This is a genomic window from Streptosporangium sp. NPDC002721 (assembly GCF_042888905.1).
Lineage (GTDB): Bacteria > Actinomycetota > Actinomycetes > Streptosporangiales > Streptosporangiaceae > Streptosporangium.
The window spans coordinates 1-15,519 of sequence record NZ_JBIAQI010000031.1 but is presented as its reverse complement, the minus strand read 5'-3'; the positions used below and the strand labels follow the sequence as shown (position 1 = coordinate 15,519).

General features: G+C 70.4%; 12 protein-coding genes and 1 riboswitch. Of the genes, 5 read left to right on the top strand and 7 right to left on the bottom strand.

The genetic code is table 11. The features are described 5' to 3' along the window. Nucleotides 1-72: 72 nt before the first annotated feature. Nucleotides 73-1,902, bottom strand: coding sequence for an acyl-CoA dehydrogenase (locus ACFYWM_RS36170; RefSeq protein ID WP_389923504.1), 1,830 nt, complete (start codon nt 1,900-1,902; stop codon nt 73-75). A 168-nt stretch (nt 1,903-2,070) separates the two neighbouring features. Here ACFYWM_RS36170 and ACFYWM_RS36165 point away from each other — a divergent pair, with 168 nt between their 5' ends. From ACFYWM_RS36165 to ACFYWM_RS36155, 3 genes are all read left to right on the top strand, one after another. Next, complete coding sequence (locus tag ACFYWM_RS36165) at nt 2,071-2,856, top strand: class I SAM-dependent methyltransferase (RefSeq protein ID WP_389923502.1); 786 nt, start codon at nt 2,071-2,073, stop codon at nt 2,854-2,856. 59 nt (nt 2,857-2,915) lie between these two features. Next, nucleotides 2,916-2,981: riboswitch (guanidine-III (ykkC-III) riboswitch) on the top strand. A gap of 19 nt (nt 2,982-3,000) precedes the next feature. Next, nucleotides 3,001-3,324 (top strand): DMT family transporter, encoded by a 324-nt coding sequence (locus tag ACFYWM_RS36160; protein WP_389923499.1) that lies wholly within the window; start codon nt 3,001-3,003, stop codon nt 3,322-3,324. 95 nt (nt 3,325-3,419) lie between these two features. Beyond that, on the top strand, nt 3,420-3,788 hold the full coding sequence (locus ACFYWM_RS36155; RefSeq protein WP_389923497.1) for a VOC family protein: 369 nt from the start codon (nt 3,420-3,422) through the stop codon (nt 3,786-3,788). Nucleotides 3,789-3,869: 81 nt separating this feature from the next. Here ACFYWM_RS36155 and ACFYWM_RS36150 read toward each other — a convergent pair whose 3' ends face one another. Then, nucleotides 3,870-4,334, bottom strand: a complete 465-nt coding sequence (locus tag ACFYWM_RS36150; RefSeq protein ID WP_389923495.1) for a hypothetical protein — start codon at nt 4,332-4,334, stop codon at nt 3,870-3,872. 149 nt (nt 4,335-4,483) lie between these two features. On the opposite strand from ACFYWM_RS36150, the gene ACFYWM_RS36145 reads away from it, so the two are divergent. Next, on the top strand, nt 4,484-4,846 hold the full coding sequence (locus tag ACFYWM_RS36145) for a MazG nucleotide pyrophosphohydrolase domain-containing protein (RefSeq protein WP_389923494.1): 363 nt from the start codon (nt 4,484-4,486) through the stop codon (nt 4,844-4,846). A gap of 39 nt (nt 4,847-4,885) precedes the next feature. Here the strand turns inward: ACFYWM_RS36145 and ACFYWM_RS36140 are convergent, their stop codons facing one another. The 3 genes from ACFYWM_RS36140 to ACFYWM_RS36130 form a co-directional block, all read right to left on the bottom strand. Beyond that, nucleotides 4,886-6,904: a molybdopterin-dependent oxidoreductase gene (locus ACFYWM_RS36140; protein WP_389923492.1), complete on the bottom strand. Its 2,019-nt coding sequence runs from the start codon at nt 6,902-6,904 to the stop codon at nt 4,886-4,888. Between the two features lie 94 nt (nt 6,905-6,998). Continuing rightward, the gene (locus ACFYWM_RS36135) at nt 6,999-8,747 is read right to left on the bottom strand and encodes a M28 family metallopeptidase (RefSeq protein ID WP_389923489.1); all 1,749 of its coding nucleotides are present in this window, start codon (nt 8,745-8,747) and stop codon (nt 6,999-7,001) included. Nucleotides 8,748-8,910: 163 nt separating this feature from the next. Continuing rightward, on the bottom strand, nt 8,911-9,360 hold the full coding sequence (locus ACFYWM_RS36130; RefSeq protein ID WP_389923487.1) for an RpiB/LacA/LacB family sugar-phosphate isomerase: 450 nt from the start codon (nt 9,358-9,360) through the stop codon (nt 8,911-8,913). A gap of 73 nt (nt 9,361-9,433) precedes the next feature. Here ACFYWM_RS36130 and ACFYWM_RS36125 point away from each other — a divergent pair, with 73 nt between their 5' ends. Beyond that, nucleotides 9,434-11,860 carry a flippase-like domain-containing protein gene (locus ACFYWM_RS36125; RefSeq protein WP_389923485.1) on the top strand — a complete coding sequence of 809 codons (2,427 nt, stop codon included), beginning with the start codon at nt 9,434-9,436 and terminating at the stop codon, nt 11,858-11,860. Nucleotides 11,861-11,924: 64 nt separating this feature from the next. Here the strand turns inward: ACFYWM_RS36125 and mgrA are convergent, their stop codons facing one another. Both mgrA and ACFYWM_RS36115 read right to left on the bottom strand, forming a co-directional pair. Beyond that, nucleotides 11,925-12,953: an L-glyceraldehyde 3-phosphate reductase gene (gene mgrA, locus ACFYWM_RS36120; RefSeq protein ID WP_389923483.1), complete on the bottom strand. Its 1,029-nt coding sequence runs from the start codon at nt 12,951-12,953 to the stop codon at nt 11,925-11,927. Continuing rightward, complete coding sequence (locus ACFYWM_RS36115; protein ID WP_389923481.1) at nt 12,950-15,010, bottom strand: S9 family peptidase; 2,061 nt, start codon at nt 15,008-15,010, stop codon at nt 12,950-12,952. The genes mgrA and ACFYWM_RS36115 overlap by 4 nt, the downstream gene beginning before the upstream one ends. Nucleotides 15,011-15,519: the final 509 nt, after the last annotated feature.

Here is a 15,519-nt window from a genome sequence, read left to right as displayed (position 1 = left end):
CCCTCATCGTGCCTGCCGCGGGAGCAGGTGATCCTTGGGCCGAGCCGAGGGCTCGGGCCGGGGCGAACAGGGTCAGAAGGCCTCTTCGGGCAGTTCCATCAGGTCCTGGTCGGTGGCGTCGAGCGTGCGGCGCTCGGCGGCGACGCGGGGCAGGACGGTCTGGGCGAAGAACGAGGCCGCGGAGACCTTGCCGGCGTAGAAGGCCTGGTCGCTCCCCCCGGTGGCCGAGCCCAGCGCGGCCAGGGCCACCTCGGCCTGGCGCAGCAGCAGCCAGCCGATCACCACGTCGCCCAGGGCGAGCAGGAACCGGGTGGTGTTCAGGCCGACCTTGTAGACCTCCTGCGGGGTCTCCAGCGAGCCGATCGCCCAGCCCGCCATGGTGTCGGCCATGGCCTTGACCTCGTCGGCGGCCTCGCCCAGGAGCTTGCGCCCCTCCTTCAGTCGCCCGTTGCCCGCCTCGGAGGCGGCGAAGGCCTTCACGTCGGCGTACAGCGAGCCGAGGGCGGCCCCCTGGTTGCGCAGGATCTTGCGGAAGAACAGGTCCAGGCCCTGGATCGCGGTGGTGCCCTCGTAGAGGGAGTCGATCTTCGCGTCCCTGATGTACTGCTCGATCGGGTAGTCCTGCAGGTAGCCGGACCCGCCCAGGGTCTGCAGCGAGCGGGCCAGCAGCTCGTACGAGCGCTCGGAGCCGACGCCCTTGACCAGCGGCAGCAGCAGGTCGTTCATCGCCTCGGCGTGCTCGTCCCTGCGGCCCTCGTGCCCGGCGATCAGCACGTCGTCCTGGTAGGTGGCGGTGAGCATGACCAGGGCCCGCATGCCCTCGGCGTACGACTTCTGGAGCATCAGCTCCCGGCGCACGTCCGGGTGGTGGGTGATCGTCACGCGGGGGGCCGACTTGTCGGCCATCTGGGTGAGGTCGGAGCCCTGCACCCGCTGCCTGGCGTACTCGAGGGCGTTGAGGTAGCCGGTGGAGAGCGTGGCGATCGCCTTCGAGCCGACCATCATCCGGGCGTGCTCGATGATCATGAACATCTGCTTGATGCCCTCGTGCACCTCGCCGATCAGCGTGCCCACGGCCGGGTGCTCGCCGCCGAAGGTGACCTCGCAGGTCGTGGAGACCTTCAGGCCCATCTTCTTCTCGACGTTGGTGACGTACACGCCGTTGCGCTCGCCGAGCTCACCGGTCTCCAGGTCCACGTGGTACTTCGAGACCAGGAACATCGACAGGCCCTTGGTGCCGACGCCGTGCCCCTCGGGGCGGGCCAGCACCAGGTGGAAGATGTTCTCGGTCAGGTCGTGCTCGGCGCTGGTGATGAAGCGCTTCACGCCCTCGATGTGCCAGGTGCCGTCGTCCTGCTTGACGGCCTTCGCGCGGCCCGCGCCCACGTCGGAGCCGGCGTCCGGCTCGGTGAGCACCATGGTGGCGCCCCACTGCCTCTCGATGGCCAGCTCGGCGTAGCGCCGCTGGTCCTCGGTGCCGATCCCGTGCAGGATGTGGGCGAAGGCCGGGCCGCTGGAGTACATCCACACGGCGGGGTTGGAGCCCAGGACCAGCTCGGCCAGGGCCCAGTTCACGCTGTTCGGCAGGCCGGGCCCGCCCATCTCGGCGGGAAGGCCGAGGTTGGTCCAGCCCGCGTCGCGGTAGGCGGCGAAGGACTTCTTGAAGCCCTCCGGCATCCTCACCGTCGAGGTGGCGGGGTCGAACACCGGCGGGGTGCGGTCGCCCTCCTCGAAGGAGTCGGCGAGCACGCCCGTGGCAAGGCGGTTGACCTCCTCCAGGACGCTCCGCACGATGTCCTCGTCCAGGTCGGCGAAGAGGCCCGTGCCCAGGATCTCCCGGCGCCCGAAGACCTCGAAGAGGTTGAACTCCAGGTCACGGACGTTGCTCTTGTAGTGGCCCATGGGGTCTGCTCCTTGAAACCGGGGGTCCGGGACTTCCATACTCGCCAGTAACGTTACCTGTAATGCTACCCGCGAGTAACCCCTAAAAAACAACCCCTACCGGGACGTCTGTCACACGCCCTGGCGAGGTTGATCGACGGGCAGGGAAAGCTCTCCTAGGCTCGTCCCATGGACGAGCAGTGGCGGGCCGATCTCGGGAGGTGGGGCATCCCCGAGGAGATCGCGGCCAGGGCGCCGGTGAATCCCTGGGGCCACTCTCCGGCGCGGTTCGCCGAGCGCACCGACCTCGCCCTCGCGGCTCCCGAGGGGCCGACCCTGGCGCGGGTCGCCGAGGCCCTGCCGCCCGGCGGCAGCGTGCTGGACGTCGGCGCCGGGACCGGGGCGGCCTCCCTGCCGCTGGGCACGGACCTGGGGGAGCTGATCGCGGTGGACGTCTCCGACGCCATGCTCGCCGAGCTGGCCTCCCGGGCCGCGGCGCTCGGCGTCCCGGCCCGGACCGTCAACGGCCGCTGGCCCGACGTCGCGGCGCGGACACCGGTCGCGGACGTCGCCGTCTCCGCCCACGTCGTCTACGACGTGCCCGACCTCGCGGCGTTCCTCACCGAGCTCACCCGCCACGCCCGCTCCCGCGTCGTGCTGGAACTCACCGGCCGGCACCCGATGAGCTGGCTCAACCCCCTCTGGCAGCACTTCCACGGCATCACCCGCCCCGGCAGGCCCACGGCCCAGGACGTGATCGCCGTCGCCGAGGCGCTCGGCCACGAGGTCCGTCACGAGTGGCGCGTGGCCCCGCTGCCCCGCTTCACCCGGCTCGAAGACCTCGCCGAAAGCGCCTGCCGCAGGCTCTGCCTCGAACGGGAACGGGCCGACGAGGTCGTCGCGGCGGTGGTCGAGCTGGACATGTGGCCGGTGCCCCGCGACCGGTGGTTCACGCTCTGGTGGGAGCCGAGGTGAGGCTCGATCGCTTTCCCGGGCCCGGCGGGAATCAAGCGGGGCCGGGCCGCGTTCCATGGGCGGACCCTCAGAAGAGACGTCCCCGGACGAGACGCGCCGTACCCGGTAGGCAAAGACGACGCTCCTGAACGAGAAGGAGCTGTCATGGCCTGGGTCTTCATTCTGGTCGCCGGTCTGTTCGAAGTCGCGATGGCGTACTCGCTGAAGTTGAGCAACGGATTCTCCGCGCTGCTGCCGAGCGTCGGTTTCGTGGTCTTCAGCGTGCTCAGTTTCGGCCTGCTCGCCATGGGCCTGAAGACCCTGGAGGTCGGTACGGCCTACGCGGTCTGGACGGGCATCGGGGCCGTCGGCACCGCCGCGCTCGGCATCGTCGCCCTGGGCGAGGACGCGTCCGCACTCAAGATCGCCTCGATCCTGCTCATCATCGCGGGCGTCGTCGGGCTCAACCTCGCCGGAGGCGGCCACTGATCGCGCCCGGACACTTCCGCGGCGCGACCCTCGAACCCCGGCCCGCCGCACGAAACCGGTTTGACGGCTTTGGTGGTGTCGGGTTGGGTGGGAGCATGATTGACGTTCACTGCGTGACCTTCGACTGCGCCCGGCCGTACGAGCTGGCGACCTTCTGGCGCGACGCCACCGGCGGGGAGCTCCACCCCGACACGGAGAAGGACGACGACGAGGTCCTTCTCCAGGGCGGCCGGGTCGACCTGCTGTTCATCAGGGTCCCCGAGGGCAAGGCGGTCAAGAACCGGGTCCACCTGGACGTCACCGGTTCGGCGGGCACCACCCGTGACGAGGAGGTCGAGCGTCTCGCCGGACTCGGCGCCACGGTCTCCGAGGACCACCGCAACCCCGACGGCGGCTGGGTCACGATGCTCGACCCCGAGGGCAACGAGTTCTGCGTCTGCCGCGCCGAGTACGAGAGGGTCTAGCGTCTTCCGACGGTCTCGGCCCGGTCCCGCCGAAAGGCTCGGCCGGGCCGCGAGATTCAGGACCGTGAGGTTCAGCGGGGTTCAGCGGCCACCGGGCAGCGAGGTCTGGCCGCGTCCCTTGAGGGTCATGGCCACGAACGCCGTGATCAGATAGATCGCGAGACCCCCCTGGAGCGCGTCCAGGGCCGCCCCGAAGACGCCCTCGCGGTCGAGGACGAGCTGCACGGGATAGAGGAGGATGGCGGAGCCGAGCGCGGGATAGAGGGAGAACCTCCAGGGGTGGCGCAGCGCCCAGAGCCGGGCCTCCCTGGTCACCCGGTCCCCGACGGTGGGCCTGCTGATCGAGCCGATCGCCGCGATGAGCGAGAACAGGCCGATACCGATCGCCATCGCCCACGGCAGGTCCCCGCCGTCGGCGAACACGCTCAGCACGAAGCCGGTGGTCGCCGCCGCGCCGCCGACCACGGCCGCGGTCTTCCAGGGAGCGCCGCGCAGCGCCGCTCCGGCGATGGACATCTCGTCACTTCGAGTCAGTTCGTCTTTCATGCCACCAGGGTGCCTCCCGCACCCCCTTGCCCACATCGGGGAGCAACCCTGACTGTCCCCGGAGGCGCCGCATCGGGGACGCCGCCCGCCGGGAGCCCTCCGGGACTCCGGGGCCTTCCCGGGTGAGAGCACGGCCTAGGCTGGCCCGCATGGACGGATCACCGGCGCGCCTGGTTCGGGAGTTCCACGAGAAGATCGGGCTCCCCCTCTCCGACGCCCCCGGCCTGCCTCCCGAGGAGCTGGCCCGCCTGCGGCAGAGGTTCCTCGACGAGGAGGTGGCCGAGGTGGCGCAGGCCGCCGAGGCGGGCGACCTGGCCGCCGTGGCGCACGAGCTGGCCGACGTGGTCTACGTCGCGTACGGCACCGCCCTGACGTACGGGATCGACCTGGACCGGGTGCTCGCCGAGGTGCACAGGGCCAACATGACGAAGTCCGGCACCGAGAACGGCAAGGCCGCCAAGGGGCCGGGGTTCACGCCCGCCGACGTGGCCGGGGTGCTCGCAGGAGACTAGCGCTTCTCCTCCCGGGGCCAAGCCCGCCAAAGGCGCCGGTCATTCGGCCGTGGCGTACGGGGCGATCTCCACCAGGTTGTCGTGATAGACGGCGCCCCGGCCCATGTCGGCGTCGCGGGCGGCCACCACGGCGTTCGCCGTCGCGCCCCCCGGGCTGAGCTTGCGCCAGTGCCCCTTGGTGGACGCGACCACGCCGGGCCGTACCCTCTCGCTGATCTCCACCACGGCCTCGAACTCGCCGTCGTCGTTGAACACCCGGGCCCGCTGCCCCTCGCCCAGCCCCCTGCGCGAGGCGTCCTCGGGGTTGACCAGGATCCGCGGGCCCTTCGAGCGCTTCAGCAGCTCGGGGTTGTTGCCGAAGGTGGTGTTGAGGAAGGTGTGGGAGGCGGGCGTGATGAGCGCCAGCGGGTACGGCCCCGGCGCGGCCGAGGCCGTGTGCGACGGGACGTAGGCCGGTCCCGGCCCGAACTCCATCCGGCCCGAGGGCGTCGGGAAGCCGTCGGTGAACGGCACGAACGGCCGGGGGACGCTGAGCCGGACCCAGCCCTCCTTGCGCAGCCGGTCGAGCGTGATCCCCTCCAGGGACGGGTGCCCCGAGGTGAGCAGCTGCTCGGCCAGCTCGAGGTCGGAGTCGTACAGGGACGGCTCGGTGAGCCCCATGTGCCGCGCCAGGCGGCGGAACGTCTCGGTGGTGGACAGGCACTCGCCCGGCGGCTCGACGGCCGGTTCGTTCCACATCAGATACATGTGCCCGTAGCCCGCGTGCAGGTCGGCGTGCTCGATCTGCATGGTGGCGGGCAGGACGATGTCGGCGTAGTCGACGGTGTCGGTGGGGAACTGCTCCATCACGACGGTGAACAGGTCCTCGCGCAGCAGCCTCTCGCGGACCCGGTTCTGGCCGGAGGTGGAGCCCATCGGGTTGGCGGCGTACACCCACAGGCACTTGACCGAATCGTCCAGCTCGTCGGCCAGCCGGGTCATGGTGAGCGTGCGGACAGGGCCGGGGAGCAGGTCGTCGCGGGTGTCGATGTTCAGGTGGACGTGCCCGCTGGTGGAGTACACGATCCCGCCGCCCGGGTGGCGCCAGTCGCCGGTCACGCCGGGGATGGAGGCGATCGTCCGCATCGCGGTGCCGCCGCCCGCGTGCCGCTGCACGCCCATGGTGGCCCGGATGCCGGTGGGCCGGGTGTGCGCCAGGCGCTTCCCCAGGGCCCGGATGTCGGCCTCGGGCAGCCCGGTGATCTCCGCCACGCGCGCCGGGGGATGGCGCAGAATCTCCTCGCGGAGGTTCTCCCAGCCGCTCGTGTGGTTCTCCAAGTAGTCGCGGTCCTCGGCGCTCTCGGCCAGGACGACGTTCATCAGGCCCAGGGCGAGGGCCGCGTCGGTGCCCGGCCGGATCGGCAGGTGCTCGTCGGCCTGCTCGGCGGTGCGGGTGCGGATCGGGTCGATCGCCACCACGTGCGCCCCGGCCGCGCGGGCGTCCTGGACGAACTTCCACAGGTGGTGCCCGCTCGTCAGCGTGTTCGTCCCCCACAGCAGGATGAGCCTGGACAGGGCGAACGTCTCGGGGTCCATGCCGCCGGGCGTGCCGTAGACCTGCCGCAGCCCGGCGTTCCCGGCCGAGGAGCAGATGTTCAGGAAGTGCCTCGACGCCCCCAGGACGTTCCAGAACCGCCTCCCGGCGATCCCCTCCGACCCCTGGACGTATCCCAGGGTCCCGGTGCCCAGGTAGGGCCAGATCGCCTCGCCGCCGTGCTCGTCGACGATGCCGCGCAACCGTACGGAGATCTCCTCCAGGGCCTCGTCCCAGCTGATCCGCTCGAACCGCCCGGACCCCTTGGGGCCGACCCGCCGCATCGGGTGCAGGATGCGGTCGGCCGCCCGGGTGTGCTCCAGGTAGCGGTTGACCTTCACGCAGAGAGCGCCTCTGGTGTACGGATGATCCGGGTTGCCACGCATCTTGACGGCGTTGCCGTCCTGGACGGTCACCACCCAGGAGCAGGTGTCGGGGCAGTCCAGCGGGCACGCCCCCAGCACTCGCAATTCGCCTGACGACATGCACCGACTGTAGCCGCGCCCCCCGACCGGAACGCACGCGCGTTCCCCTTCCCGCGACCCCCGTGGTACGAGGCGGGAGGGCCGGGCGGGCGCGTCACCTGAGAAGGGCGCCGTGCCCGTGGTCGTGACCGGCCTCCAGGCCGCCCGCGCCGGTACCCGGCCCGCCGGGGGCGACGACCCCCTTACCCGGTCCTTCCCGGCTCTCCGGAGCACGGCGGGCGGCGGGCCCCTCGGGGACGACGCCGGGACGGCCGGGGAGGTCTCGGGCGTACGCGTAGACGAACGCCGCCGTCGCGATCGCGCCGGCGTTCACCTCCAGTGCCCTGTCGTTGATGTTGGCGATGGTGTCGCACGCCTGGTGGTAGCACTTGTCGTACGCCACCCCGGCCGTGCCGCCGAACCTCTCGGCCTCCTCGGCGGTCTTGAGGCGCTCGGCGCCGGTGAACAGCCCGCCCGAGGGGATGCCGACCGCGATGAAGGGGCCGTAGTCGGAGCGCCCGCTGAACTCGGCGTCCTGGTACGGCTCGCCCACCGCCGCGAAGTACGCCTGGAAGAGCTTCTCGATCTGGCCCGATCCCGGGGGCGGGGTCGCTCCGGCGACCGGGCCGGAGGAGTCGCCGTCGTAGATCCCGAAGACGTAGTTCGGTGAGGCGATCATGTCGAAGTTCAGGTAGAGCTTGATCTTCGCCCGCTCCGCCCGGGGCAGGGCCGCCACGTAGTGCTTCGACCCGAGCAGGCCCAGCTCCTCGGCACCCCAGAAGGCGAAGCGCAGCCGGTTCTCCGTCCGCAGCGACTTCGCCGCCAGCGCCGTCTCCAGGATGCCCGCGGTGCCCGAGCCGTTGTCGTTGATGCCGGGGCCCATCATGACGCTGTCCAGATGGGCGCCGAGCATGACGATCCTGTCCGGGTCACCCCAGGGGCTGTCGGCGATGAGGTTGCGCGTCCTGCGGTCGGGGGCGCTCTCCGCGTCCACGCCGAGCGTCGCGCTCGTCCCCGGCGCCGCCAGCTCCTCGCCGGTCGCGAAGGTGGCGCCGACGACCGGGATGCGCACGGCGGAGGTGTTGACCGAGCCGCCGAACAGGCCCCGGCGGTCGGCGGGCCCCTCGCCCGCCTGGCCCTCGTTGAAGATGATCACCCCGGACGCGCCGGCGGCCTGGGCCTGTTCCACCTTGGCCTGGAAACTGCAGGTGCCGCGCTGGACCAGCGCGATGTTGCCCCGGACGAACCCGGAGAAGTCGCTCGCCTCGCATCCCGAGGTGGATTCCTCCGTCCTCACCGGCGGCAGGACCAGGTCGACCCCCTGCACCGGAGCCGTCACGTTCCCCGAGCCGGAGTACGTCATGGTCCTGAAGTCGGTGCCGGGCACGTACGCCCTGGCGGCGGGCCGGATCCGTTTCAGTACGGGGGCCGCGACCTCGCGGAAGAAGGAGATCTTGAACTCCTGCGAGGTGACCCGATATCCGGCGGCACGAAGCTTGTCCGCGACGTAGGCGAACGAGGCGTCGTAGCCCGGAGTGACCGCCGCCCGGTTGTCGCCGTTGGCGTCGGCGACCTCCTGGAGCTTCCTCAGGTGCCCTTTGAGCGCCGCGAGCCTGACCGAAGCCCCGAACGCCTCCGCGCCCGGCGGAAGGGGGTCCCCGGCCGGTGCCCCGAAGCCGGGTCCCCCGGGAGCGGACGCCGCGCCGGAGCCACCGTTTCCCGAGACGGACGCCACGCCGACCCGTCCGAAGTTCTCGTTTTCCGAGACGGACACCACACCGACCCGTCCGGAGTCGATGCCCCCGGGACCGGGCGCCGCGCCGGCCGGGACGGCGGGCACGGTGGAGACGGTGGCCAGAGACACGACCGAGACCATGGTGATCGCGGCCAGCGTCTTCCTCGGAGCGAAGGAAGGGGCTTCCCGGCCCTCGGACGCGGCTCGACGGGACGCGGACGGGTGACGGAACATGATGGTCAGTTTTTCAGGCCGTCACCCATCGAATTGATTGTTCCCGCAGGTAGAACGGTCAATTCTCCATCTCGGACAGGTACGCTATGTTCGCCCGGTCCTCCTCGTCGAGGCTGGGGCTCCCCGCGAACCAGGCGTCCAGGATCTCCCCGAGCAGCGGGGCGGAGGTCAACCGGAGGCTGATCGCCAGCACGTTGGCGTCGTTCCAGCGACGCGCCCCGTCCGCCGTGGCCGCGTCCGCGCACAGCGCCGCCCGGACGCCGGGCACCTTGTTCGCCGCGATCGACGCGCCCGTCCCGGTCCAGCAGCACACGACCGCCTGGTCGGCGGCCCCCGAGGCCACGTCCCCGGCGGCACGCGCGCAACACCACGCCCAGTCGGCCCGCTCGCCGGCCGCCTCCTCGGCCAGGGCCCCGCGCGGTATCACCGTGTGACCTCTTTTTTCGATTGCGGAGACCAGGATGGAGGCAACACCATCGAGACTGTCGGAGGCCACTGAGATGCGCATGACTCTGATTGTGGCCACTCAGGGAGAAGATCGGTGACGCACCTGTAATGCGGAGCGTGCAGAATCGCAGGCGGTGACGAAAATCGGGGAACTGGACGAAGAGGCGTCCGTCGACGGCACAGGGCCGGCGACGGATGACGATCTCGCCGTGCACGTCGTCGAGCCGCTGCTGCCGCAGCGGATCCGCCGCCCCTCCGACCTGCTGCGCTTCCTGGCGACCCTGTTCGTGCTCGCGGCCGTGATCATGCTCGCGTTCGTGGCGAAGAAGACCCTCAACGGCCTGGAGGGCGACGTCGCCGACGGCACCAGCCGGGCGCCGTTCCTGCTCAGCGGCCTGGCCGGGGTGCTGAGCGCGTCGGCCATGCTCGGCGTGCCCGTCGCCTTCGCCATCGAGCGGGTGCTCCACCGCGACGGCCTGCGGGTGGCCGAGGGGCTCTTCGCGGCCATCGCCGCGATGGTGTTCTCCTTCGTGCTCGGCGAATGGATCCTCAAGGCCGGGCCCGAGGACCTGCAGGTCCTGCTGACCGGCGGGCGGGCCGGGGTCGAGCCGATCAACACCCTGCTCACCCCGATCATCGCCTACGTCACCGCGGTGCGGATATCCCGCCGTCCCACCTGGCGGGCGGCCCTGTGGAGCGCGGTCGCGCTCAACGCCGTCGCCCTGTTCGCCGGGCTCGCCGCCACCATCCTCGGCATCGTCGTCTCCATCCTGGTCGGCCTGGCCATCGGCTACGCCACCCTGTACGGCGTGGGCAGCCCCAACACCCGCCCCCCGGGCAGCACGGTCGTCGCGGCGCTCCGCAAGCTGGGCTTCGTCCCCGTCAGGGCCCGCAGGCTCGACGACGACTACCAGAGCAGCCGCCGCTACGCCGTCGACCTCAAGGACGGCAGCCGCCTCGACGTCGTCGTCCTCGACCGCGACCGCCAGGTCGCCGGGGTCCTCTACCGCCTCTGGCGGCGCATCCGCCTCAACTCCGAGACCCGCCGCAAGGCCATCCGCTCCCTCCGCGCCGAGCTGGAGCGCGAGGCCCTGATGGCCTACGCCGCGCAGGCGGCCGGGGCGAGCACCCCCAGGCTCGTCGGCACCAGCGAGATCGGCAGCGAGGCCGCGCTGCTCGCCTACGAGCACACCCCCACCCGGGCGCTCGACAGCATCCCCGACAAGGAGATCGACGACAACCTGCTCGCCCAGATCTGGGAGCAGGTCCTGCTGCTGCAGGTCCAGCGGCTCGCCCACCGGCGGCTGACCGGCGACAGCATCCACGTCGACGCCGAGGGCCGGGTCATCCTCACGGACGCCCGCAGCGGTGAGATCGCCGCCGGCGACCTGCTGCTCCGCCTCGACATCGCCCAGCTGCTCACCTACCTCAGCCTGCGCGTCGGCGCCGAGCGGGCGGTCGCCGCCGCCGCGGCCGTGGCCGGGTCCGGCGTGCTCGCCGACGCGCTGCCCCTGCTCCAGCGGATCGCGCTGACCAGGGAGACCAGGGCCGCGCTCACCAAGAACAAGGAGCTGCTCACCGAGATCCGCGACCGGATCGTCGAGCTCAAGCCGAGGACCGAGGCCGAGGAGGTGCGCCTCGAGCGCTTCCGCCCCCGGACCCTGATCACCATCATCGGCACCGCGTTCGCCGCGTACTTCCTGGTCTACTACATGACCCAGATCAACCTCAACATGATCACGTCGGCCAAATGGGGCTGGACCGGGGTGGCGCTGGCCGCCGCGATGCTGAGCTACGTCGCCGCCGCCCTCATGCTGATGGGCTTCGTGCCGGAGAAGCTGCCCCTGGGCCGTACGGTGCTCGCCCAGTTCGCCGGGTCGTTCGTCAAGCTTGTCGCGCCCGCCGCGGTGAGCGGGGTCGCGGTCAATACCCGTTACCTGCAGAAACGCGGCATCCCCCCGGGGCAGGCGGTGGCCAGCGTGGGCGCCTCCCAGCTCATCGGGCTGGCCTTCCACATCGCCCTGCTGCTGCTGTTCGCCTACATCACCGGTTCCAACACCGCCTCGTCGTTCACCCCGTCGCGCACCCTCGTGATCACTCTGCTCGCGGTGGCCGTGCTGATCCTGGTCGTCGTGAGCGTGCCGCGCCTGCGCCGCACGATCACCAAGCGGCTCCGCTCGTTGTTCTCCGGCGTCATCCCGCGCCTGCTCGACATCCTCCAGTCACCCCGGAAGATCGTCGAGGGCTTCGGCGGCACCCTGCTGCTCACCGTGTTCTTCGTGGTCTGCCTGGACGCCTGCGTCCGCGCCTTCGGCGGCTCCATCAACTTCGCCGCCGTCGCCATCGTCTTCCTCGCGGGCAACGCCATCGGCTCGGCCGCCCCGACCCCCGGCGGGCTCGGCGCCGTCGAGTTCTCCCTCACGGCCGGCCTGACCCTGGCGGGCGTGCCGAGCGAGGTGGCGGCCTCGGCCGTGCTGCTGTTCCGGCTGCTGACCTTCTGGCTGCCGGTGCTGCCTGGCTGGGCCTCGTTCACGTACCTGCAGAGACACGAGGCGCTCTAGCCCCTGCCGAAAGCAGAGGCCGCCGATCACCTGGACCAGCGGCCTCCGTACGCTAAAGGGGAGGTCAGGTCTCGCTGGACCTGGCCCAGATGTTGATGCCCGCGTCGACCGCGTCCTTGTCGATCGCCTCCAGCTCCCCGGTGTCGAACGAGAGGTTCTCCACCGCCGCGAGGCTGTTCTCCAGCTGCCCGACGCTGCTCGCGCCGATCAGCACCGAGGTGACGCGCCGGTCGCGCAGCGCCCACGCCAGCGCCATCTGCGCCAGCGACTGGCCGCGCCGGCTCGCGATCTCGTTCAGGGTGCGGATGTGCTTCATCGCCTCGTCGGTGAGCATGTCCGGGGTGAGGAAGCGCCCCTGCGAGGCCCGCGACCCCTCGGGGATCCCGTTCAGGTAGCGGTCGGTCAGCATGCCCTGCGCCAGCGGCGAGAACGCGATGCAGCCGACGCCCTCCTCCTCCAGGACGTCGAGCAGCCCGCCCTCGATCCACCGGTTCATCATCGAGTACGAGGGCTGGTGGATCAGCAGCGGCGTGCCCATCTCCCGCAGGATCCGCGCGGCCTCCTTGGTGTGCTCGGGCGAGTAGGAGGAGATGCCCGCGTACAGCGCCTTGCCCGACCGGACCGCGTGGTCCAGCGCGCCCATCGTCTCCTCAAGAGGGGTGTCCGGGTCGAACCGGTGGCTGTAGAAGATGTCGACGTAGTCGATCCCCATCCGCTCCAGCGACCGGTCCAGGCTGGAGAGCAGGTACTTGCGCGACCCCCACTCGCCGTACGGGCCCGGCCACATGTCGTAGCCCGCCTTGGTGGAGATGACCAGCTCGTCCCGGTAGGGCGCGAAGTCCTGGCGGAAGTGCCGCCCGAAGTTGGTCTCCGCGGTCCCGGGCGGCGGGCCGTAGTTGTTGGCCAGGTCGAAGTGCGTCACCCCCAGGTCGAAGGCCCTCCGCAGGATGTCCCGCTGGACATCGAAGGGCTTGTCGTCGCCGAAGTTGTGCCAGAGCCCCAGGGAGACGGCGGGCAGCTTGAGCCCGCTCTTGCCGACCCTGTTGTACGGCTGGCGATCGTCGTACCTGTCGTTCGCCGCGATATATGTCACTGCGTCACCTTCGTCGTGTCGAGAATCCAGGAGAGGGTGAAGGCCTCCTCGCGCCAGGAGTCGTACCTGCCGCTACGGCCACCGTGCCCGGCGCCCATCTCCGTCTTGAGCAGGAAGGGCCCGCCGCTCGCGACGTCGCGAAGCTTCGCGACCCACTTGGCGGGCTCGTGGTAGAAGACCCTCGTGTCGTTGAGGCTCGTGATCGCCAGGATCGGCGGATAGACCCGGCCGTCGACGTTCTCGTAGGGCGTGTACGACTTCATGTACGCGTACACCTCGGGATCGTGCAGCGGGTCGCCCCACTCGTCCCATTCGATCACGGTCAGCGGCAGCGACGGGTCAAGGATCGTGTTCAGCGCGTCCACGAACGGCACCTCCGCGACCACGCCCGCGAAGGTCTCCGGCGCGAGGTTGGCGACGGCGCCCATCAGCAGCCCGCCCGCGGACCCGCCCCTGGCGACGATCGCGCTCGACCAGCCCGCCGCGGAGAGGTGCTCGGCGGCGGCCACGAAGTCGGTGAAGGTGTTCTTCTTCTGCTGGAACTTGCCGTTCTCGTACCAGCGGCGGCCCATCTCACCGCCGCCCCTGACGTGCGCGACGGCGAACACGAAGCCCCGGTCGAGCAGGCTGAGCCTCGCGACGGAGAACGAGGGGTCGATCGAGATCTCGTAGCTTCCGTAGCCGTACAGCACGGTGGGGGCGGGCCGCTCCGTACCCTTCTTCACCACGATCGAGATCGGCACGCGGGTGCCGTCCGAGGCGGTCGCCCACTCGCGGAACTGCTCGTAGTCGGCCGGGTCGTACCCGCCCAGCACCACCTTCTGCTTCAGCAGGACCAGCTCGCCCGCGCCGAGGTCGTAGTCGTAGACCGACGGCGGGGTGACCATGCTGGTGTAGCCGAGCCGCAGCCGCCCCGTGACGAACTCCGGGTTGCCCGACGGCGCCACGTCGTAGATCGGCTCGGGGAAGGGGATCTCGTACGCCTCCCCGTCGCGGGGCAGGATGCGGATGCCGGTGAGGCCGTCCCTGCGGAAGTGCACGACGGTGTGGCCCTCGAAGGCGTCGACGTCGAGCAGCCGGGTGTCGGCGCGGTGCTCGATGAGTGGCGTCCAGCTGCCGGGGTCGTCGAGGGGCGCGGTGGCCAGCTCGAAGTTCTCCGCGTTCCGGTTGTGCAGGACCAGGAAGCGGTCGCCCGCGTGGTCGACGCCGTACTCGACACCGGTCTCCCGGGGCCTGACGACCCGGAACTCGCCGGTGGGGTCGCCGGCCTCCAGGATGCGCACCTCGCTGGTGATCTTGCTTCCGGCTGAGAGGACCAGGTAGCGCTCGCTGCGGCTGAGCCCGATGCCGACCCAGAACCGCTCGTCGGACTCCTCGTGGACGAGCGCGTCGTCCTCGGCCGGGCTCCCGATCGTGTGCCGGTGGACCTGGTTGGGCCGCCAGGCGTCGTCGACCGTCGTGTAGAAGAACGCGGTGCCGTCGGCGGACCAGGCGCCACCGTAGAAGATGCCGGGGATCTCGTCGGGGAGGGTCTCACCGGTGGTGAGGTTCTTCACCTTCAGGGTGAAACGCTCGTCGCCGGTGAAGTTGGTGGAGTAGGCCAGCAGGGTGCCGTCGGGGCTGACCGAGCTGGTGCCGATCGAGAAGAAGTCGGAGTCGCCGGCGAGCTCGTTGCCGTCGAGCAGGATCTCCTCGCCGGGAAGCGACTCCCCGGCCTTCAGCTCGGGCGGCGTCTCGCCGTCCGCGGCCACCCGGCACTGGATGCCGTACTGCTTGCCCTCCTCCGTCCGCGAGTAGTACCACCAGCCGCCCTTGCGGGTGGGGACCGAGAGGTCGGTCTCCAGGGTGCGTCCCTTGATCTCCTGGAAGAGCGTCTCCTGCAGGGGCTTGAGGTGGGCGGTCGCCTCCTGTGTGTAGGCGTTCTCCGCCTCCAGGTAGGCGACCACCTCCGGGTCGTCCTTGACCGTCAGCCACGCGTAGTCATCGACCACGGTGTCCCCGTGGTGCACGCGCTCGCTGGGAACCTTCTTCGCCGTCGGCGGCGTCTGGCTGCTCACTCGGCCGAGTCTATGTTTCCGCCGGTGCCTGTTCGGATCCACCCGCCCGGCCTCCTCGGCCGGTCCGGTCGGCGTCGGCTCGGTCGCCCGTTCAGCTCGGCAGGCCCGTTCAGCTCGGTTCGCCCTCCGGTTCGTCTCCCGGTCGCGCGGGGTTAGCCGTTCCGTCTCGAGCGGTCTTCGGGGGCTGCTAATCTTTTGATGTCGGCGAGGTCCGGCGCAAACCACTCCAATCACTCCGGTGACTTCCGTATGGCTTGTGTCGTGTTTGCCGACAATCCCTTTGAACCCAACGGTTCCGAAGATCGGTTCGCAGAGCCGCTCAGAGGCTGGTAAGTTTGAGGGGTTGCTCTGGAAACGGAGCCGCCCGAATTCCAGCAGGACCAGCCAGATCGAATCAACCGGATCAAAACAAGCCGGTTTGACACGAAAAAGCGGGCCTGAAAGAATAAGGGCACAACGAAAGAACAGAATAAAACAAAACGAACGCCCCGGAGTTCGGGCCTGGCTGA

Excerpts from the sequence above, each read along its gene's own strand:
- ACFYWM_RS36160 (WP_389923499.1), top strand. The coding sequence starts at position 3,001 with ATGGCCTGGGTCTTCATTCTGGTCGCCGGTCTGTTCGAAGTCGCGATG.
- ACFYWM_RS36145 (WP_389923494.1), top strand. The coding sequence starts at position 4,484 with ATGGACGGATCACCGGCGCGCCTGGTTCGGGAGTTCCACGAGAAGATC.
- ACFYWM_RS36140 (WP_389923492.1), bottom strand. The coding sequence starts at position 6,904 with ATGTCGTCAGGCGAATTGCGAGTGCTGGGGGCGTGCCCGCTGGACTGC.
- ACFYWM_RS36130 (WP_389923487.1), bottom strand. The coding sequence starts at position 9,360 with ATGCGCATCTCAGTGGCCTCCGACAGTCTCGATGGTGTTGCCTCCATC.
- ACFYWM_RS36155 (WP_389923497.1), top strand. The coding sequence starts at position 3,420 with ATGATTGACGTTCACTGCGTGACCTTCGACTGCGCCCGGCCGTACGAG.
- ACFYWM_RS36170 (WP_389923504.1), bottom strand. The coding sequence starts at position 1,902 with ATGGGCCACTACAAGAGCAACGTCCGTGACCTGGAGTTCAACCTCTTC.
- ACFYWM_RS36165 (WP_389923502.1), top strand. The coding sequence starts at position 2,071 with ATGGACGAGCAGTGGCGGGCCGATCTCGGGAGGTGGGGCATCCCCGAG.
- ACFYWM_RS36150 (WP_389923495.1), bottom strand. The coding sequence starts at position 4,334 with ATGAAAGACGAACTGACTCGAAGTGACGAGATGTCCATCGCCGGAGCG.